The sequence below is a fragment of the Herbaspirillum sp. Her2 genome, from assembly GCF_057961375.1.
On record NZ_CM176331.1, the window covers coordinates 2,691,315 to 2,711,993 of the forward strand.

Consider the following 20,679-nt stretch of genomic DNA (forward strand, 5'->3'; position numbering starts at 1 on the left):
CAGGCCGAGCCCGTTGCAGGAGCGCGCGCAGCACCATGAATGAAGCCGTCAAGCAGGTCAGTGCGCCTTCTGCCGCCGGGTCCGACAGCAGTAGCCCGATGTCGGCCGCAGCCAACGCTGCGGTCGGCATTTTCGATTCCGGTATCGGCGGCTTGTCGGTGCTGCGGCACATTCATTCCGCCCTGCCCCGTGAACAGCTGATCTACTTCGCCGACTCCGGCTATGCACCCTATGGTGACAAGACCGAGGCGCAGATCGTGGAGCGCTCGCTGACCATCGCATCCTTCTTGCTGGAGCAGGGAATCAAGGCCCTGGTGGTGGCCTGCAACACGGCCACGGCGGCGGCCATCCAGGCGATACGCGCGCGCTGGCCGCAACTGCTCGTGGTGGGCATCGAACCCGGCCTCAAGCCTGCCGCGCAGCAAACCCGCAGCGGCACCGTCGGCGTGCTGGCCACCCGCAGCACGCTGGCCAGCCAGCGCTTTGCCTTGCTGCAGCAGCAGATGGAAGCCCGGTATCAGGTGCGCTACCTGCCCCAGGCTTGCGTGGGGCTGGTGGACCTGATCGAGAAAGGCGAACTGTATTCGCCGGCCACGGTGCAATTGCTGGAGCGCTACCTGGGTCCGCTGCTGGAACAAGGGGCCGATACGCTGGTACTGGGCTGCACCCACTACCCCTTCGTGCGACCAGCCATCGAAAGCGTCTGCCAGCGCCTGGCGGGCGGCGTTCCCGACATCATCGATACCGGCCAGGCCGTGACCCGGCAGTTGCAACGCCTGCTGGCCACCGAAGGCCTGGAAGCGCAAGCAGCGACCGGATCGCTGGCGGGCTTTACCACGGCCAGCCGCTCGACGCTGGAACAGGCTTTCCGGGGACTGCTCAAGCTTGATCCGCCGGTGCAGGCCTTGCAGCCGCAAACGGGCGGCTGACGCGGATAGGTAGGGCTGCGGAAAGAAATTTCAGGGCAATTGCCAATTTGCATTGAAATATGTTGCCATTCCCTGCAAGTGTTTGTATAATCTTTTGCTTACTTGATGACGGACGCAAGTCTGTCTGACAGTCGACGGTGGCTGTAGCTCAGTTGGTAGAGTCCAGGATTGTGATTCCTGTCGTCGTGGGTTCGAGTCCCATCAGCCACCCCAAAGATTCATGCAAAAAGCCCGGTCCTGGTGACCGGGCTTTTTGTTTTGGCGCGCTGTATGTGCGTCTGGCTGCTCTCTGCCAAGCCGGCACCCCTGCGGTGCCGGGAGGCCGCAGACCTCAGTTGATCATCCCCGTCGAATACGCATACTTGATCAGCTCCGCATCCGTACTCAGGCCCAGCTTGCGCATGGCATTGTTCTTGTGGGTACTGATGGTGCTGGGCGTACGCGACAGGCGCACGCAGATTTCACCCAGAGACTGGCCTTCCACGAACAGGCGCACCACTTCCAGTTCGCTCTGGGTCAATTCGCGCACCAGGCCGAAACCTTCACCCTGCGCCCAGCTCATCTCCAGCTCGCCACGCAGCGAGACCGGAAAATACAACTGCTTGCTGCTCTGCGTGGCCAGGCAGGCATTGATCAGCTCGTCGGTCTTCTCGCGCTTGTTGATGACGGCAAATACGCCCATGCGATACAGGCGGCGGATCACCGCACCATTGTTCATCGCGGTGTAGACAATCACCTTGGTCGACGGATGCTCGGTCTTCAAGCGCTTGACCAGCGCAAAACCATCCGACTCGTCGCTGTCATCGGCCGGCATGGCGAAGTCGGTAATGACGATTTCGCACGGCGAAAGCTTCAGCGCACTGATCAGCGCCTCGCCATTCTCAACCTCCAGGTCGATGCGGATTTCCGGCAAACGCGCCAGCTCACCCCGAAGCGCTCCCAGCACGATGGGATGATCATCGGCAATGGCAACGTGCAGGACTTTCTTCAAATTCATGCTACCCCCCAAATGGTTCAATTGACTGACAGGTGGCGACGCCGCGACATCATTGCCCTCGCTCATCCTCCCCTGGCTCGCCTCGACTTGCGGCCCTCGATTTGTCTGCATCGATGTCGACTCCCCCGCCCAGGGCGATGCCGCAACGGCATCGCGAAAAATTCCACTCCTAGGAGATAGAGAAAATCTGGAGAAAATAGAAAGGAAACTGCGTTATTCCCACAAAAAATCGAATAAATTCGACGTGTCAATAGAAACTATTCTATCTACGGCTTATAGCGGAGATATCTAAAAGATATTTGTTGAAAGGCTCGACATCGTTTGAAGTCCACCTGCGTTTTCACGCACCCTCTTCTTCGATGTCTCACCTGTCTCACTCGCTTCAGTTGCTTCACCTGTCACAGCACAATCTCACCAATAATCCTCGGTCACGAACTGTCCGCCCCCGGTGCGCCGCAAGGGCGTCATGCCGCGCTCGCGCAGCAGCTCACGCACCTCGGTGACCATGTCCGGATTGCCGCAGGCCATCACGCGGCTGTGCTCGGGTGCCAGGGTCAGTCCGCTGGCCTGTTCCAGCCGGCCTTCCTTGAGCAGGGTAGTGATGCGTCCGGCCAGCCAGCCCGGCTCGTCCGGCAGAGCGGCATCACGCGTCACGCAACGCAGCAGCTGCAGGCGCGCCGGCCACCCTTGCGCACGGGCCTGTTGCTGCAGACGGGAGAAGGTCTCGGCGTAGGCCAGTTCCTCGCGCTGGCGCACCCCGTGCACCACCACCAGATCGCTGAACCGCTGCCACACCTCCGGCTGCTGCAGGATAGCGACATAAGGCCCCAGCCCGGTACCCGTGGCCAGCATCCACACCTGCCGGCCATCAACGAAACGGTCAGCCGTCATGAAGCCATAACTGAGCTTCTCGACCCAGACCGCATCGCCCGGCTGAAGCTGGTTCAGGCGCGATGTGAATTTTCCTTCAGGGACGATGATGGCGTAGTACTCCAGATAGTCGTCCCCTTCCGCCGAGGTGATGGAATAGGCACGCGAGACCACCTCGCCGTCGATCTCCAGTCCCAGGCGCGCGAACTGGCCTGCCGTGAAACGATAGCCGACCGGGCGCGTGGTGCGGAAGCTCAACAGCTTGTCAGTCCAGCGATGTACCCATATCAGGCGCTCACAGGTCGCTTTTTCCGAATACGCATCAATACTCACACTCACACTGCTGCTCACTGCATTCTCCTTCGATGTGCTGCCAGATTGCCCGCGCGGCAACCACTGCCGGGGCATTACAATAGCGGGATGAACAGGAGCGAGGGCCATTCAGCCCTTGCTCCGGCACGACCGCAAGCGGCGGGGCAACGAACCAGTGTCACGAGAGACACCCGGGACGCCCCGGACATGAAGCTTTCGCCGCCTGCACCGGCCAGGAACTATCCGCGCCGCGCGCGGGTCAGGCCTGAGTGGCGTGCGCCGCCAGCCCTCATCCTACCCGACTTGCCCCACGGCGCGTCAGGCTGGCCGCCTCAACCGACAACCGATGATGCAGTGAATCAATGACTTGGACCCGCAGCCTGGCCATCGCCTTTTTATTTTGCGCCGCCGACACCGCCCACGCCGCCTACAAGGTACAGATCGACGCACCCAAGCCGGTGCAGTCGCTGCTGAAGGATTTCCTCGATATTTCGCGCTACCAGGACCGCGACGACATCAGTGATGAACAGCTCAAGTTCATGATGGATACCGCCGGCGACCAGGTGCGCGAACTGACTTCCACCGAGGGTTATTTCACCCCGGTCACCAAGGTCAGCGCGCAGACCGAGGCCGGTGCCGAAGGCAAGCAGGCCGTACGCCGCATCACCATCAGCGTCGACCCCGGTCCACGCACCGAGATCAGTTCGGCCGAGGTCAGCGTCACCGGCGCAGCCGCCCGCGACGATCAGGCGACCGTGGCCCGCCTGCGCGAGGATTGGTCGCTGCCCGTCGGGCAGCCCTTCCGCCAGGAAGACTGGAACCGTGCCAAGAACGCCGGCCTGGAAAAGCTGCAGCAAAAGAAATACGCCGCCGCCCGCATCGCCAGCTCCGAGGCGCGCGTCGATCCGGACGAACACCAGGCCGACCTGGCCGTGCGCTATGATAGCGGCCCGGCGTTCACGCTGGGCCCCTTGCAGATCACCGGCACGCGGCGCTATCCGGAAAGCATCATCCGCAACGTCAATCCGCTCACCGTGGGCGAGCCCTATGACGTCAATCGTCTGCTGGCCCTGCAGCGGCAGATCCAGAACACGCCGTATTTTTCCAATGCCATCGTGGCCATCGATGACGATCCCGAGCACCCCGAGCAAACGCCGGTGAAGGTGCAGGTCACCGAATTCCCGACCCAGCGCGTGCGTGCCGGTGTCGGCTACAGCACCGATACCGGTGCCCAGGTCGAAGGCCGCTATTCGCACTACAACGTGTTCAACAAGGCCTACGTTTTCGACAGCCAGCTGCGTCTGGAGCAGAAGCGCCAGTACGGCGTGCTGTCGCTGGCCATGCCGCCGGATGACAAGGCCTTCGTCAACAGCATCAACACTTCTTACGACCGTACCAAGCTCGAAGGCATCGACCTGCGCAGCCAGCAGGTCGGTTTCAAGCGGGCCCGCAACAGCGAGAATTACGACACCACCTATTCGCTCACCTACTACCGCGACGAGCTGAGCCAGGAAGATGGCAGCACCCTGCCCGCCAACACCATCGTCACGCCCGGCAAGCACCGTGCGCTGGTGCCGGGCTTCGCGTGGTCGCGCCGCAATGTGGATGATCCGATCTTCCCGCGTAAAGGCAATCTGCTGACGCTGGAAGCCGGCTTCGCGCTCAAGGGCTTGCTGACCGACCAAAGCTTCTCGCGGCTGTATGGGCGTTTCAAGCAGTTCCTCCCGGTCGGCAAGCGCGACATCGTGGTGCTGCGCGCCGAGCTGGGCGGGGTCTTCACCGCAGGCAGTGCCGGCGCGGTACCGCCCTCGCTGCTGTTCCGTACCGGCGGCAATGACTCGGTGCGCGGCTACAGTTACCAGAGCATCGGCAACGAGCAGAATGGCACCGTCTATCCGACCAAGTACCTGGCCGTGGGCAGCTCGGAATACCAGCGCTGGTTCAGCGAGAACTGGGGCGCGGCGGTGTTCTACGACGTCGGTGCCGCGGCCGACAACTGGAACAACAAGACCTTCTATCACGGGGTCGGCACCGGTGCGCGCTGGCGCAGCCCGGTCGGCACACTCAATCTGGACCTGGCCTATGGCATCCAGAAGCGCCAGATCCGGCCGCACATTTCGCTGGGCATCGCCTTCTAGCGCCCGGGCAGCATCCGCGCAGTCTCCCGATGAACTGAATTCGAATCACCCACCAGCATGAGCGAACCGCAACACGATCCGCAGCAAGCCCCCTCCGCACCGCCGCCGCGCCGTCGCGCCAGCCGCGGCCGCCGTATCGCCGCCTGGAGCGGTGGCACCGTGGCCCTGCTGGTGCTGGCCGCCGCCGGTGCCGCCCTGTATGCCACCCATACCGAGAGCGGCGCTCGCCTGCTCTGGAATACCGCCGTCAAGACGCTCGACGGCAAACTCTCCGGCCAATTGCTGGGCGGTACCGTGGCCGACGGTCTGCGTCTGCGCGATCTGCATTACCAGGATGAGAAGCGCATCCTCGACATCGACAGCGTGGATGCGCGCTGGCATCTGGCGCTGCTGCAACGCAGATTCAGTATCGATTACCTGCGCGTGGGCAAGGTGCGCCTGAACCAGCAACCCTCGCCGTCAGAACCGAGCAGCATGCCGGGCTCGCTGGAGATCCCGCTGGCACTGGACATCCGCGAGATCAGTCTGGCCAGTCTCAGCCTGACCCAGGGCACCTCCACCACCGAACTCTCCAAACTGAAATTGCACGGCAACTCCGACGGCGTGCAGCACACGCTGGTGCTGGACAGCCTCACCACGCCGTTCGGTGACGCCACCGCCCTGCTGCACCTGAACGGCAAGCAGCCCTTCGCCATCGGCGGCGGGCTGGAACTGGCCGGTGCCTACCAATATGGCGAAAGCAAGGAGCAATACCAGCTGGCGGTGCAACTGTCTGGCTCGCTGCAGGAACTGGGCATCGCGCTCACCGCCGGCGGCGACAAGCTCAAGGGCCATGCCGACATCGTCGCCACGCCCTTTGCCAGCGTGCCGCTCAAACGCGCCAAGGTGGACCTGCAACACCTCAATCCGCAAGCCTTCAACGCCGCCGCACCAGCCGCCGACCTGAACCTGCGCGCCGACCTCGCGCCGCCCGCCGGGCTGGCCGCCGACGCACCGCTGCAAGTCGCCGGCCGCGTCGAGATCGACAACGCCCGTCCCGGCAGTCTGGACCAGCAACGCCTGCCGCTGCTCTCGGCCAGCGCCGACCTGAAACTGGACCTGCAGCAACAAACCCTGTCACGGCTGGAGATCCGTCTGCCGCAGCAAGGGCGCATCGAAGGCAGCGGCCAGTTCCGGCCCGGCAGCAGCGAGCCCGGCAAGCCGGAACCGCTGTCCGGACAGTTCAAACTGCGCGTGAGCGATCTGGACCTGAACCAGCTGCATCGCCAGGTGCGCCCGACCCGGCTGTCCGGTCCGGTCGACCTCACGCTCGCTCCCGACGCGCAGCAAGTCCTCCTGACCCTGCAGGACAGCACGCTGAAGCTGCATGTGGACAGCGTGATCGGCCAAGATCGCGTGCAACTGCGCGAAGCCTCGCTGACGGCCGGCAAGTCGCGCCTGGAAACCTCCGGCACGCTGCAGACCGCCTCTGCCATGGAGTACGCCTTCAAGGGCCGCCTGGTGGACTTCGATCCGACCGCCGTGCTGCAGGCAGTGACGCCGCCGCCCGCCAGCACGGGCAAGGGTCGCAAACGTACCGCAGCAGCGGCTTCAAAACCGGTGCCGGCGCGCATCAACATGGATTTCAATGCCGCCGGTGCACTCTCGCCTGAGCTGAAGCTCAAGCTGGGCTTCCGCATCCATGACAGCACCTACGACGCCCTGCCCATGAGCGGCCAGGGCGACATCAACCTGGCCGGCATGCGCCTCTTGCCCAGCCGCGCCAATGTACAGATCGCCGGCAATACGCTGGATCTGGACGGCAGCTTCGGCAGCACCCGCGACAAGCTCAAGCTCAAGGTCGATGCGCCGCAACTGGCGCGCCTGGGTTATGGCCTGGGCGGGCTGTTGCGGGTGGACGGCATCCTCAGCGGTACGCGCGAACGCCCCAACCTGCTGGCCAGTTTCCAGGCCGAGCAACTGGCCTTCGGCCCGCACAAGCTGCATCACCTGTCCGGCCAGAGCGAGTTGCACAGCAACCTCGCTGCCGGCGTGGCTTCGCCCGACAACCGCCTGGCCCTGAGCCTGGAAGGCGATGGCTACAGCGGCCCGCAAGCCGAACTGGCACGTCTGTCGCTCAAGCTGGATGGCACCTATGCCAGCCACACGCTGGCCCTGCAAGCCAAGGGCAAGCTGGCTGATCAGGTGCTGAACCTGAACCTGGCCGCGCACGGGAAATTCACTGAAAAGACCCTTGGCAACTATGGCTGGGCCGGCAGTCTCGACCAGTTCAGCAACCAGGGCTTGCCGCGCATCGCCATGACCAGCCCGCTCACGCTGGACGCCTCGGCCGAGGGCATCGAGGCCGGCAGCACCCGCATCGAGATCGACCGTACCGCGCTGGATCTCAAGCGCCTGTCCTACCGCCAAGGCCGTCTGACTTCCGCCGGACAGGTACGCGCGCTGGATGTGGGCCGGGTGCTGGAACTGGTACAGCAGTTCACCGGCACGCCGCCACCGGTCAAGACCGACCTGGTGCTGGACAGCGACTGGGACTTCAGCCTGGCCGAGACCGCCAGCGGCTATCTGCAGATCGCGCGCAAGTCAGGCGACGTGCGCGTGACCACCAGCGTCGGCGAAGCTGCCATGGGCCTGTCCGAACTGCAGCTGCGCAGCCAGTTCCAGGGCGAGCGCATGAACGTCACCGGCCGCGTCAACGCCGCCCGCATCGGCACGCTGGACCTCGGCGGAGATATCGGCCTGCGCCGGGTGGACACGCTGCTGGCGCTGGCCCCGGAGTCTCCGCTGAACCTGAAGGCCAGTCTCGATGTACCGGAACTCAAGCGCGTGGGCGACCTGATCGGTCCGCAAGTGAGCCTCAACGGCAAGCTGGCCGCCAGCCTCAATGCCGGCGGCACGCTGGCGCAGCCGCGCCTGTCCGGGGCCATCAATGGCGACAACCTGGCCGTGACCGAATTCGACCAGGGCATCCAGCTCAAGGATGGCATCGTGCGCATCGTCATGGACAGCAACGTGATCGAACTGCGCCAGATCGAATTCCACGGTGGACGCGGCACCCTGCGCGCCGGCGGCAAGATCCAGCTGGGGGCCGACAATCCCGACCTCAATGCCACCCTCACCGCCGACCATCTGGAACTGTTCGCCAGCCCTGACCGCCAGCTGATGCTCTCCGGCGAAGGCAAGATCAGCAACGTCAACGAACAGTTGCGGGTGGATGGCAAGTTCACCGTGGACCGTGCCCTGTTCGACCTGCCCAAGAGCAGCGCCCCCAAGCTGGGCGATGACGTGGTCATCGTCAGCCGCAGCGGCAAGAACCGCGTCGGCGCGGCGGCCTCCTCGCAACAGAAACTGGAAGCGGCCACCGAAAAACCGGCCAGCAAGTTCGCCCCGGTCATCAACCTGGCGGTCGACCTGGGCAACGACTTCCGCTTCCGCGGCAGCGGCGCAGACCTGCGCTTGCGGGGCGATATGAATGTTCGCAGCGAACCGCTCTCGCCGCTGCGCGCCACCGGCACCATCAACGTGGCCGAGGGCAGTTATGAAGCTTTTGGCACAAAACTCAATATCGAGCGTGGCATCATCAACTTCCAGGGGCCGATCGCCAATCCCAACATCAACATCCTGGCCATGCGCCGTAACCAGGACGTCGAAGCCGGGGTCTCGGTGACCGGCAATGCCAACCAGCCGCGCGTGCAGCTGGTGTCCGAACCCAACGTGCCGGATGACGAAAAACTGTCCTGGATGATGTTCGGCCACGGCACCGACAGCTCCAGCATCGGCCAGCGTACCGCCAGCAGCCAGGCGCTGGCGCTGGTGGGCAACATGGGCGGCAAGCGCATCGCCAAGGATATCGGGCTGGACCAGTTCAGCATCGGCTCCAGCGAATCGGGACTGACGGACGACCAAGTGGTCAACCTGGGCAAGGCCATCACCGAGAAGATCACGCTGGGCTACGAGCAGAGCCTGCAGGGGGCCGCCAGCGTGGCCAAGGCCACCTGGCAGATCTCGCGGCGCTGGTCGGTAGTGGCGCGCGCCGGGACCATCAATGGCCTGAACATCCTCTTCAGCCGCCGTTACGACTGAGGCGGGCACACCACGGCAGCGGGCATCAGGGGCCCCGCTGCCGCACGTGCAGCACGGGGAGGCTTGCCCTTGCGGAGGGGGAATCTGTTAATCTCCGTACAAGTTCAGGACATCCCTGATAGACGTGCCCAACAGCTTCAACAACAATGCAATCGGGCAAGAAAGGTGCCGGGGGGGGGGAAACGCCGTTTCCGGGGGAAAGCGACAACATGCCAGAACAAAGAATTCAGCGCGCATCCAAGACGGCCAAGCTGTTCGTGGTCGTGGTCTGTCTCATCATCGTGGTACTGGAGGCCTGGTCGGCCTGGCGAGCCTATGAAGTGGCCACCGACGAGGCCATCCGCAATGCCTCCAACATGGCGCTGGCCCTGACCCAGCATGCCGACCAGTCCTTCAAGGAAATCGACGTGGTGCTGCTGCTGGGCATCCAGGAGCACATGGAATATGACGGCCCCGGCGTGGCCGGCCGTCGCCGCACCCACGAATTCATGGTGGCCTCGGTGGCCGCCGTGCCGCAACTGGCCGGGCTGATGGTGTATGACGAAACGGGTCTGGCCATCGGCACCTCGCAAGCCACCCTGGAGCACCGCTACATCCAGGATGATTATTTCCTGCATCACCAGCGCCTGCGCACCGACCAGGCCTACATTGGCAAGCCCATGCGCAGCCGTACCAACGGCCAGTGGATCGTGACCATGAGCCGCCGCATCAACCATGCAGACGGCAGCTTTGCCGGGGTGGTGGTGGCCGATGTCGATCTTTCCCACTTCCAGCGCTATTACGAACAGTTCGCCATCGGCCGCGATGGCGCCATCCTGTTCGGACTCAAGGAAGGTACCGTGATCTACCGCCAGCCGCTGCTGAGCTATTCGATCGGGCTGGACATCTCCAAGTCCACGCTGGTCACCAATTACCTGAGCAAGGCCGAACAAGGCAGCTTCGAGTTGCGCTCGCCGCGCGACGACATCGTGCGCCTGACCAGCTTCCAGCATTGCAGCCTGTATCCCTTGTTCGTGGCGGTGGCGCTGGCCAAGGACGACGTGCTGGAAGACTGGACGCGGCGTGTGTGGATCCGCGGCATCGCCGTGATGCTGTTGCTCATCATCATCGCCTATGGCGGCAACCGTCTGGTGGCACAAGTGGCCGGACGCGAGAATGCGGAACTGGAAGCCATCACCGCGCGGACCGAACTGGAACGCCTGTATCGCACCCTGGAAGCGCAGTCGCAGAAGGATGGCCTGACCGACGTCTTCAACCGCCGCTATTTCGATGCCGCCCTGACGGCTGAACTGGCGCGCCTGAACCGCTCCGGCGAATCGCTCTCGCTGATCATGGTGGATGTGGACCATTTCAAGCGCTACAACGATACCTACGGCCACGCTGCGGGCGACATCTGTCTCAAGCAGGTGGCCGCCGCCCTCAACAGCGTGGCGCGCCGCCAGGGCGACATCGTGGCGCGCTACGGCGGCGAGGAATTCGCGCTGATCCTGCCCAATTGCAATGCCGCCAGTGCCAGCGCCATTTCCAGCCGCCTGGTGCAGGCCGTACGCGCCCTGAACATCCCGCACGAAGGCAGCTCGGTCGGCCATGTCACCATCAGCGTGGGCGCCGCCAGCCTGGCCAGCGGCAAGGGTGCGCAGGTCGATGCACGCGAACTGATCGACACCGCCGATGCCGCTCTCTATCGCGCCAAGGAGCAAGGCCGCGACCGCGCCATCCAGCATGACTATCCCCGCCTGTCCGTGATCTCCGACTATCCTGGCCTGAGGTGAACGATGCGCTGCCTGATCCGCTACCAGTTGCGTGATGAAGCCAGTCCGGCCCATCACGAATTCATCACCGAAGCATCCGATGCCGAACAGGTGATCCGGCACCTGACCGAATTCCTGCATCCGGAGGTGGTGTTTGAATTTCTGCCCATGCAGCCCGGCGGCAAGGACAGCATCACCCAGCTGCGTGCGCGCATGGCGCATGCGCGCGATTATCTGGAACAGTATTGCGGCTTGCAGAGCCTGTCCTACATGCTTCTGCCCGAGGGCGCGACCTCGGCCCAGGGCAAGTGGAACAGCGTGCTGTTGAGCGGCCAGATGGCCTCCGGATCACTGCACCCGGAAGGCCGCGACGAAGACAGCGCCTGAGCGGCCGGCGGTCAGCGCCCCGCTGTATTACGCCAGGCTCAGGCTGTATTGCGCCACTCAGGCAGGCTGCGCCGCCGGCCCCAGGTGCAAGCGGCGATCCGCCACACAACGCACGATATCGGCATCGTGCGTCACCAGCAGCACGGCACTGCCCGCCTGCCTGGCTTCTTCCACCAGCAAGGCAATGACTTCCTGTTGGGTCAGCGGATCCAGGCGCGAGGTCGGTTCATCCGCAAAGATCAGTGCCGGCTGCATCAACAGCACGCGCGCCAGCGCGATGCGCTGCAGCTCGCCGCCCGACACCTGGCGCGGCAGACGCTCCAGCAGTGCGGGCGAGACACGCATGCGTGCCAGCAGCGCTTCCAGGCGCTGCCAGTCGAGGCCGTGCAGGCGCACCAGATCGCGCAGTGACTGACGCAGCGTGACGGCGGGCGCGAACGCTGCCGCCGGATCCTGATAGATCTTCTGGAAGGCGGTAAGCGCCAGGCCGGGAGCGCGCGTGACCTGCCCGGCATCCGGCGACAACAGGCCCAGCACGATGTTGCCGAAGGTGGTTTTGCCGGCCCCGCTGGGTCCGCTGATGGCGACGATTTCGCCGGCATGGATACGGGCACTGACATCGCTGAACAGCGCCTGCTGGCCGAAAGTCTTGGCCACCTTGCTGACCTCGACGATCACCGGTGATGAAGGGCCGGCGCTCGCCCCAGTTGCTACCGGTGGCGTCCAGCAGGCCGGATCCGCCGCCAGCAGGCGGCGCGTATAGGCATGCTGTGGCCGGGCCAGCAGCGCGTCAGCCGGACCGCGTTCCACCAGGCGTCCGTTGAGCATCACCGCCAGTTCACCGCCCAGCGCTCGCGCCAGCCATACATCATGGGTGATGCACAGCAGGCTCATGCCCTGCTGCTGCGCCGCCTGCAGCAAGGCCAGCACCTCGCCGCGCCGGTCCGCATCCAGCCCCTTGGTCGGCTCATCGATGATCAGCAGCGGTGCGCCCGCCGCGTGCGTGGCCAGGAAGGCTACACGCTGGGCCATGCCGCCCGAGATCATGAAGGGATACTTGTCGGCCGCGTCCTGCAGCCCCAGGCTGGCCAGTGCCTGCCCGGCCAGGGTGCGCGCTTCTTTGCGTGCAGCGCGCAGGCTGTCGTCCTGGCTATCGGCGGCGGGATGGCTGACCAGTTCATAGGTTTCGGCCACCTGGCGCGCGACCGTCATGGTCGGGTCCAGCGCCAGCCAGGGTTCCTGCGGCAAGAGCGCAATGCGCCGACCCCAGCCGCGCTGGCGCACGGCGCTATCGGCCGCATCACTACGCTGGCCATCGATCTCGATCTGCCCGCTGCAGCGCAGGCTGCCCGGCAGATTGCCCATGATGGCCTGGGCCAGCAGCGACTTGCCCGAACCGCTCTCGCCCAGCAGGGTCATCACCCCGCCGCGCGCAATGGAAAAATCGATGCCCTGCACCAGCGCGCTCTGGCCGTGCCAGACGGACAGGTCCTGCACCCGCAAAGCCGCATCCGGGGAAAGTGTGTTCATGCCTGTCCCTTCTGTGGTGACAACAACAGCAAACCCAGCAAGGTGAGGAACAGTACCCCTACCGGCGCACCCAGCAGCCACGGCGCCTCGCGGTAATACGGCAGCAGTTCGATCATCATCACGCCCAGTTCCGGCGTGGGCGGCTGCAAGCCGACGCCAACGAAACCAAGTGCCGACATCGCCAGCACCGCCCCCGCCAGCCCGAAGCGCATCAGCGTGAACAGGCGCGGCAGGAGTGCCGGCAGCAGGTGGCGCCGCACGATATAGCCGGGACCAAATCCCAGCAAGCGCGAGGCTTCCACCTGCGGACTCGCCAGCAGGATGCGGCTGGCCGCACGCACTACGCGGAAATATTCCACCCACAAGGCCAGCGAAATGCCGACATACAGCGGCCAGAATCCACCCGGCGCAAACGCCGCCAGCAACAGCACCAGCAGCAGGCCCGGCAAGGCCAGCACGGCGTCCGCGAAGGCCGCCAGCACGCGCTCGATCCAGCCGCCGCACCAGGCCGCCAGCAAACCGATGAGCACACCGGGAATGGCTGCCGACAGCACGCTCACCACCGCCAGCGACAGCGACAGCCGGGTGCCGTGCACCAGTCGCGCCAGCATGTCGCGGCCGAGCTGGTCATAGCCCAGCGGATGGGCCAGGCTGGGTGCTTCCAGAAAGCGCGCCAGTTGCTGGCGCGCCGGATCGGCATCGATCAGCAAGGGCCCGAGCCACGCGAACAGCACGATCAGCACCAGCAGCAGTACGCCTGCGATCTGCGCGGTGCTCCAGCGCCGCGCCTCGGGTTCAAGCAAATAGTCGGAAGACAGGCTCATGGTCGGCGACGCGGATCGATGAAGGCGCAGGCGGCATCCACCAGCGCGTTGAAAAGAACGAAGAGCAGGCCCAGCACCAGCGCCGTGCCCTGGATCATCGGCACATCGCGTCCGAAAATGGCATGCACCAGCGCGTGGCCGATGCCCGGCCAGGCGAAGATGGTTTCCACCAGCACCACACCTTCGACCAGCATCACCAGCTGCACGCCCAGATAGGCCGTGACCGGCGCAGCGACATTGCGCACGCCATGGCGCAACAATGCCTGCGCGGGAGTGAGGCCCTTGGTCAGCGCGAAGGCGAAATACTCGGAGCCCCGCACCTGCACCATGGCATCGCGCGCCACCCGGCAGGACACCGCCGCCAGCCCCAGGGCCAGCGTCAGTGCCGGCAGCAGGATGCCGCCGTGGTCGGTGTGCCCGGCCGCCGGCAAGGCGCCCAATTGCACCGAGAACAGCAGCACCAGCACCAGTCCCAGCAGGAAGGACGGCAAGGCCCGCAACAACACCGACACCGCCAGCGTGGCGCGGTCCAGCCAGCCACCGGGATGCAGTCCCGCCAGCACACCCAGGGTCGGACCGATCAGCAGCGACAGCACCATCGCCAGGAAAGACAGACGCAGCGTCGGGCCCAGCTGATGCGTGATTTCCACCAGCACCGGCAGTGCCGTCACTTGCGACACGCCCAGGTCCAGATGCAGCAGGCGGCTCCACCACTCGCTCAAGGCCATGAACCAGGGTTGGTCCAGGCCCAGTTCGGCGCGCACGGCCAGGGCCGCTTCGGTGGTCACCATGTCGTAGCCGTAGCGGCCGGCGGCGATGCGATAGGCCATGTCGCCGGGCAGCAGGCGCGTCATGAAGAAGCACAGCGTGCCGACCAGCAGCGCCACCAGCGCTGCTTGCAGCAGGCGCTGGCCCAGGGCGCTGGCCAGTTGCCGGCGCGTGGCCGGGGGTAAGGTCAGGAGGCGGGTCAGGTCCATTGCAGGGAAGCGATGCGGTAACTGCGTTCAAAGGGATCGATGCTGGCACCGCGCAGGCGGCGGCTGACGGCGCAGGTCTGGCGATACCAGACCACCGGGATCACCGGCAACTGCTCCTGCAGTACCGCCACGATGCGCGCGCGTTCGGCGCGGCCGCTGTCGGCCTCACCGGCCGGAGTGGCAGCCAGTTTGGCCAGCAGGGCCGGCACTTCCTGGTTATGCCAGCCCATGGCACCCCAGTCACCGCCCTGCGGGCCGAAGTCCTGCAGGAGACTGGCTACCGGGTCAGGCAGGTTGCCGTAATTGCGAGCGGCCAGCGCCATCTGCAATTGGCCGCTGCGATGGCCGGCGGGAATGTCGCTGGAATTGCCGATGGTCACGCGCACGGCGATGCCGATCTGGCGCATCTCTTCCTGCAAGGCGGTGGCGATCAGCGGCAACTCGGGACGGTCCACAAAGGTGGTCAACGTCAATTGCAACTTCTGGCCGTCCCTCCAGCGCGTACCGTCGGCACCGAGACGCCAGCCGGCCTCTTCCAGCAGGCGGCGGGCCTGCTTCAGATCGGTGTGCAGGGGCGGCAGGCGAGTGTCATGCCAGCGTGCCAGCGAAGGCGGCAGCAGTTGCGTGGCCCCGAGGTCGGCATCGCGCAGCAAGGCACGTGCGATGCCCTCGCGCTCGATGCACAGGGCAATGGCGCGGCGCACGCGTACATCGGCCAGGAAGGGATGACCGGCATTGAGCTTCAGGAGAGTGGTACGCGGCAGCATGGCCGACAGCAGCACGGCACGCGGACTGTCCTGCAAGGCGCGGATGCTGGGCGGATCGAGCGAGAAGGCCAGGTCGGCCTGTCCGCTCTGGACCAGCAGGGTGCGCGTTTCCGCACGCGAGACGCTGATGTAGCGGGCCCGCTGCACCGCCCTGCCCGGCGCGGCCTCCGCCCGTTCGACATCGAACTGCTGCGGCAGACTGATGGACGTGATGCGGAACGGCCCCGTACCGAGAATGGCCACCACGTTGCCCTGCGCATCGAAACTGGCCGGGGCCAGGATCTGCGTGGAGTAATGCGTGAGCAGGTAAGGCAGCGGACCAAAGGGCTGGCGCAGGGACAGTACCAGTTCACTTTGCTGTACAGCCATCCCGGTGATCCCTGCCAGTTGCAGTACACCTGGCCGGACAGCGGCGCGCTGCAGACAGGCCAGGATACTGGCGGGCGTGACGTCGCTGCCATCGTGGTAGCGCCGCGCGCGTGGCAGGCCAAAGCGCCATTGCAGGCCATCGGCACTGACCTGCCAGCCCGTGGCCAGGCCCGGCCGCAACTGGCCGGCATCATCGACTTCCAGCAGGGTCTGCAGCACCTCCATGCGGGCGAACATGTAGCCGGAGCGCGAAGGGTCGAGCCCGGTCAGTTCCCACGGACCGACCACGGTCAGGACATCGCTGCCGGTTTGCGTGATGGCGTGGGAATGGGCCCCGGCCTCATCGCCATGCGCCCATGCCAGCGGCCACGGACTCGCTGCCAGCAGCGCCAGCAAGGCGCGCCGGCGCGGCGCGGGGGGTGGACAAGCCAAGTGGCGCTCCTTCAGAACTTGACGTTGAGCGCCAGCGTAGCGGTACGCTCATCACCCGGCATGATCCATACGTTGCTGTAGGAGCTGCTGTAATACCGCTTGTTGAAGAGATTGTTCACGTCCAGCGACAGCTTCATCTTGGGCGTGAACTGCCAGTAAGCCAAGGCACGCGCCGTCACGTAGGCGGGCAGCTTGAAACTGCCGGCCTGGTCACCGGTACGGTTGCCCACGTAGTTCAGGCCACCACCGATACCGTAGGGCGAGCCACTTGCGGACGCATCTTCAAACACCGCCAGTACACTTCCCGATACACGCGGCACGTTGATCAGCCGCGAGCCCACCGTCAGGGTGTTGTCCTTGCTGACGTAAGCGTCGGTATAGGCCAGGTTGCCGGTCAGGCGCCAGTGGTGGCCCAGGCGTGCGTTCGCATCCAGCTCCACGCCCTGGCTGCGCACTTCGCCGGCGGCAATCGAGAAGGACGGATTGGCCGGGTCGGTGGTCAGCACGTTCTGCTTGGTGATGTCAAACACGGCCAGCGTCGCGCCGCTGCGCCGGTCTTCACTCTGGAACTTCAGGCCGATTTCGGCGGCGCGCGAAGTCTCGGGGCTGAAGGCATTGCCGCTGACATCGCTGCCGCTGTTGGGACGGAAGGATTTGCTGGCGCTGACGTAAGCTGACCACGCAGGCGTGAACAGATAGGTCAGGCCCAGGCGAGGGGAATAGGCGGTCTTGTCCTGGCGGGTGGTGGTACCGGTGCGCAGGTTGTTGAGCGTAGAGCGGAAGCCGTCGGCACGCAGGCCGGCCAGCAATTTCCAGCGATCGCCGAGACTCACCTGGTCCTGCAGATAGAGCGCGGTGCTGATCTGGCGTTCGCTGGTATCGGTGTTGGGCGCGGGTGTGGGCTGCGGCTGGCCGTAGACCGGGTTGTAGATGTTGAGCGCGTAGGGCGCGGCAGCGGTCGGGTTCACGCGCAGCATGCGCTGGTCCAGCGTGAGCCAGTCCACTTCCGTGCCCACCAGCACTTCATGCTGTATGCCCCCGGTCTGCAGCTTGCCGCCCAGTTCTGCCTGCAGCGACGTGTCGTGCCAGCTGTAATCGCGGTAGCGGCGCTGGCGGCGCAAGGTGGCGTTGTCGGCCTGCAGGGCCGAGGCTTCGGTGGAGTAGCCATCCAGCGTGCCATCCTTGTGGAACACGCCGGTGCGCAGATGCCAGTTGTCGTCCAGGCGATGCTCCAGCGTCAGCAGGTGGTTGGTGTTCTGCATCTTGATGTCGCCATCGCGCGGCTCGCCCAGGAAGCGCGAGACCGGCAGCACGCCCAGATTGCCGTTGACGGCCACGATGCCGCGATCCAGCGGGGCCTTCTGGCGCAGGTATTCGCCTTCATAGTTCAGGATGGTCCGGTCGCTGAGCACCCAGGTAAAGGCCGGTGCCAGGAATTCGCGGTCGCTGCTGACGTTGTCGCGGAAGCTGTTCTTGTGCTCGAAGGCCGCGTTGAGCCGGTATGCCACTTCGCTGTTGAGCGCGCCGGTGGAATCGACTGCGCTGCGGTAGCCGCCCCGGCTGTCCACCGACAGATCCAGCGAATTCGCACTCTTGAACTGCGGCTTCTTGGTGACCACGTTGATGGTGCCGCCCGGCTCGCTGTTGCCATAGAGCGCTGCGGCCGGCCCCTTGAGGAAATCGATGCTCTCGACATTGGCGGTATCGCGCGGGGGCGCGTAGCCGCGATTGGAGGCGAAGCCATTCCAGAGAATGTTCATGCCGCCATTCTCGCTGCCGGAAAATCCACGGATCGAGTAGTTGTCCCACAGCCCGCCGAAGTTGTTCTGCTTGGCCACGCCGCTCACGTAAAGCAGCACGTCATCCAGGCGAGTAGCGGCCAAATCATCCATCAGTTGGCGCGACACCACCTGCACCGACTGCGGCAGTTCCTGCAGCGGGGTCTCGGTGCGAGTGGCGCTGGAGGTGACGCTCTGGCGGTATTGCTGGCGTTCACCGGCGCCGGTGACCACTACCTGCCCCAGGCCCTTGTCGGCGCTGGCGTCGTTATCGGCGCTCCAGGCCAGTTGCTGGCTCTGGCCCATGGCGAGCGCGCCCAGCACGGCGGCCCGCAGTGCGGTCATTTTCATCTTTTCCCTTGTGATGTCGTTGTGCTGCGGCTGGGTACGTGGCTGCCTGACCGCGATGGAGTGACCGTCGTGCGCGGTCAGGGCGGGATTCTAATGCAACTTTGTTGCACTTATCAAGAAGAATGAATCGCATTCAGGACGCGAGTCCGGATTCGGGGGACAAGATGTGGCCACCAAGAGACGCCGAGAGCAGTGTAGCGATGCAAACGAGCCGGCGGGTGCGACATATTGCCGCACCCGCCGGAGGTCTTTACACAGGTTTCAGAAAAAGCGCGCTAGAGCCAGCCCGCCTTGCGCAAACGCCGCCACAGCAGCGTGCAGGCGGTGATGATGCCGCCCAGCACCAGCGGGAAGCTCCATTGCCAGGACAGCCCCGGCATGTGCGCGAAGTTCATGCCGTAGAGGCTGAAGATCATGGTCGGGATGGCCAGGATGGCACCCCAGCCGGCCAGGGTCTGCACGATCTCGTTCTGGTGGATGGTGACCTGGGCCAGGTTGATCTGCACGGCCGACTCCACCATTTCACGCAGGCGGTCGCCGGTATCGATGAAGCGCACCACGTGATCGTAGATGTCGCGGAAGTAGGCCTTGCCTTCCTTGGTGATGAGCCCTTCATGGAAGCGCAGCAGCTGGGTACACACGTCCAGCAGCGGCGTGGCCGCCGAGCGCAGGCGGATCAGCTGGCGCTTCAGCTGGTACAGCTCCTGCAAGTAGGCCTTGCCGCTGAGCGCACCGGGATTGAAGAGCTGTTCCTCGTACTGGCTGAACTTGGTTTCGAGGTCGTCCATGATGGGACGATAGTTGTCGACCACGAAGTCCATGATGGAATACAGCACGAAACTGGGTCCGCGCACCAGGCGCTCGGGCAGCATCTCGCAGTGCTCGCGCACCTTGGCATAGCTGCGCGAGGCGCCATGTCGCACCGTGACCACGAAACGCGGACCGGTCAGGATGTGGGTCTCGCCGAACAGCACTTCGCCGCCGGCCAGCTGGGCCGTGTGCAGCACCACGAAGAGGGTGTCACCGTACTCCTCGATCTTGGGCCGCTGGTGCGCGGCGTAGGCATCTTCCACGGCCAGTTCGTGCAGGCAGAATTCTTCCTTGATCTTGTTCATCAGCTCGACGTTGGGCTCCAGCAAGCCCAGCCAGACGAAGGTGCCCTCTTCTTCCAGCACGTCGCTGATTTCATCGAGGCTGATGTCGCGCAGCTTCTTGCCCTTCTTGTAGACCGTGCAGTTGACGATCATGGCGGGATCGATCATGTCTCTTTCCTGTTCCTGTTTTTTATGAGATCAGCCGGTGCGCCAGCGCAGTCGCTGCTTGAAGACCTGGGCCATGATCACGCCGGCCAGCGTGATGAGCCCACCGATGGCGTGATAGCCGTGCAATTGCTCGCCCAGCGCCACCACCGCAATGATGACAGTGAAGACCGGCATCAGGTTCACGAAAATGGCACAGCGGCTCGCCCCCAGATACTGCACCCCGCGCATCCACAGGAACTGCGACAGGATGGAGGCGGCAATGCCCGCATAGAGCAGGATGGGCAGGTTCTCGCGTGTGAGCGGCGAATGATGGCCCAGCACGTAGCCGGGAAACAGCAGCACCACCGCCATCAGCACCTGCATGTACAGCAGTTGCCAGGTACGCAGCGGCAACGCCCAGCGGCGCAGCATGACGCCATAGAGGCCATAGGCGATGGTGGCCAGCAGCATCAGCAGGTCGCCCGTGACCACGCCCTGGTCGAACAGCGCCAGCGGATGGCCGCGCCCGATCAGCACGGCCAGTCCGAAGAGCGAGAGGATGCCGCCAGCCAGGGTGCCGACCGTCGGCGGTTCAGAGAGCAGCTTGATGCTCAGTACCAGCGTGAGCAGCGGCATCAGCGAGGCGATGATGCCCATGCTGGTGGCCGACGCCGTGGCCGCCGCGAAATACGCCAGGCTCTGGAACAGCACCATCCCGAGCAAGGCCAGCACCAGGATCTTGCCCAGATAGGGACGAATCTGCGCGCGCGCCGCCCAGGTCGGCCGCGCCAGGAAGGGCGACATCAGCAGCGCCGCCAGCACCCAGCGATAGAAGGAAATATCTTCCGGGGCAATCACGCCCGCAGACATCTTGCTGATGACGGTATTGCCGGCCCAGATCAGGACCGCGCCCAGCGGAAACCACAGGGACTTGTACGTCATG

General features: G+C 64.7%; 14 protein-coding genes and 1 tRNA gene. 6 read left to right on the forward strand and 9 right to left on the reverse strand.

The annotated features are described in order from the left end of the window. The first annotated feature begins 35 nt into the window (after nucleotides 1-35). A complete protein-coding gene (gene murI, locus ACWHXP_RS12315; protein ID WP_489633746.1) occupies nucleotides 36-929 on the forward strand; it encodes a glutamate racemase in 894 nt (297 codons plus the stop codon). A 137-nt stretch (nucleotides 930-1,066) separates the two neighbouring features. Continuing rightward, nucleotides 1,067-1,142: transfer RNA gene (locus tag ACWHXP_RS12320), tRNA-His, on the forward strand. Nucleotides 1,143-1,260: 118 nt separating this feature from the next. Here the strand turns inward: ACWHXP_RS12320 and ACWHXP_RS12325 are convergent. Together ACWHXP_RS12325 and ACWHXP_RS12330 are read right to left on the reverse strand one after the other, a co-directional pair. Beyond that, nucleotides 1,261-1,926 carry a response regulator gene (locus ACWHXP_RS12325; RefSeq protein WP_489633745.1) on the reverse strand — a complete coding sequence of 222 codons (666 nt, stop codon included), beginning with the start codon at nucleotides 1,924-1,926 and terminating at the stop codon, nucleotides 1,261-1,263. A 411-nt stretch (nucleotides 1,927-2,337) separates the two neighbouring features. Beyond that, on the reverse strand, nucleotides 2,338-3,147 hold the full coding sequence (locus ACWHXP_RS12330) for a ferredoxin--NADP reductase (RefSeq protein ID WP_489633744.1): 810 nt from the start codon (nucleotides 3,145-3,147) through the stop codon (nucleotides 2,338-2,340). A gap of 323 nt (nucleotides 3,148-3,470) precedes the next feature. Between ACWHXP_RS12330 and ACWHXP_RS12335 the strand changes: the two genes are divergently transcribed. The 4 genes from ACWHXP_RS12335 (at nucleotide 3,471) to ACWHXP_RS12350 (ending at nucleotide 11,467) form a co-directional block, all read left to right on the forward strand. Then, nucleotides 3,471-5,246 carry an autotransporter assembly complex protein TamA gene (locus ACWHXP_RS12335; RefSeq protein ID WP_204725193.1) on the forward strand — a complete coding sequence of 592 codons (1,776 nt, stop codon included), beginning with the start codon at nucleotides 3,471-3,473 and terminating at the stop codon, nucleotides 5,244-5,246. 57 nt (nucleotides 5,247-5,303) lie between these two features. Further along, entirely contained in the window at nucleotides 5,304-9,329 is a 4,026-nt protein-coding gene (locus tag ACWHXP_RS12340; RefSeq protein WP_489633743.1) for a translocation/assembly module TamB domain-containing protein, read from the forward strand. Nucleotides 9,330-9,538: 209 nt separating this feature from the next. After that, nucleotides 9,539-11,101 carry a sensor domain-containing diguanylate cyclase gene (locus ACWHXP_RS12345; RefSeq protein ID WP_489633742.1) on the forward strand — a complete coding sequence of 521 codons (1,563 nt, stop codon included), beginning with the start codon at nucleotides 9,539-9,541 and terminating at the stop codon, nucleotides 11,099-11,101. Nucleotides 11,102-11,104: 3 nt separating this feature from the next. Continuing rightward, a complete protein-coding gene (locus ACWHXP_RS12350) occupies nucleotides 11,105-11,467 on the forward strand; it encodes a hypothetical protein (protein WP_039786081.1) in 363 nt (120 codons plus the stop codon). Nucleotides 11,468-11,524: 57 nt separating this feature from the next. On the opposite strand, the gene ACWHXP_RS12355 is transcribed toward ACWHXP_RS12350, so the two are convergent. The 7 genes from ACWHXP_RS12355 to ACWHXP_RS12385 form a co-directional block, all read right to left on the reverse strand. Continuing rightward, complete coding sequence (locus ACWHXP_RS12355) at nucleotides 11,525-12,997, reverse strand: ABC transporter ATP-binding protein (RefSeq protein WP_489633741.1); 1,473 nt, start codon at nucleotides 12,995-12,997, stop codon at nucleotides 11,525-11,527. Beyond that, a complete protein-coding gene (locus ACWHXP_RS12360; protein ID WP_121038639.1) occupies nucleotides 12,994-13,821 on the reverse strand; it encodes an ABC transporter permease in 828 nt (275 codons plus the stop codon). Before ACWHXP_RS12360 ends, ACWHXP_RS12355 begins: the two co-directional genes overlap by 4 nt. After that, nucleotides 13,818-14,798 (reverse strand): ABC transporter permease, encoded by a 981-nt coding sequence (locus ACWHXP_RS12365; protein WP_121038636.1) that lies wholly within the window; start codon nucleotides 14,796-14,798, stop codon nucleotides 13,818-13,820. Before ACWHXP_RS12365 ends, ACWHXP_RS12360 begins: the two co-directional genes overlap by 4 nt. Next, nucleotides 14,789-16,366, reverse strand: a complete 1,578-nt coding sequence (locus ACWHXP_RS12370; protein WP_489633740.1) for an ABC transporter substrate-binding protein — start codon at nucleotides 16,364-16,366, stop codon at nucleotides 14,789-14,791. The genes ACWHXP_RS12365 and ACWHXP_RS12370 overlap by 10 nt, the downstream gene beginning before the upstream one ends. 11 nt (nucleotides 16,367-16,377) lie before the next feature. Continuing rightward, nucleotides 16,378-18,495 (reverse strand): TonB-dependent siderophore receptor, encoded by a 2,118-nt coding sequence (locus ACWHXP_RS12375; RefSeq protein WP_489633739.1) that lies wholly within the window; start codon nucleotides 18,493-18,495, stop codon nucleotides 16,378-16,380. Between the two features lie 275 nt (nucleotides 18,496-18,770). Then, nucleotides 18,771-19,757, reverse strand: a complete 987-nt coding sequence (locus tag ACWHXP_RS12380) for a magnesium and cobalt transport protein CorA (protein ID WP_121038628.1) — start codon at nucleotides 19,755-19,757, stop codon at nucleotides 18,771-18,773. Between the two features lie 30 nt (nucleotides 19,758-19,787). Further along, on the reverse strand, nucleotides 19,788-20,678 hold the full coding sequence (locus ACWHXP_RS12385; RefSeq protein ID WP_039786234.1) for a DMT family transporter: 891 nt from the start codon (nucleotides 20,676-20,678) through the stop codon (nucleotides 19,788-19,790). Nucleotide 20,679 lies beyond the last annotated feature (1 nt).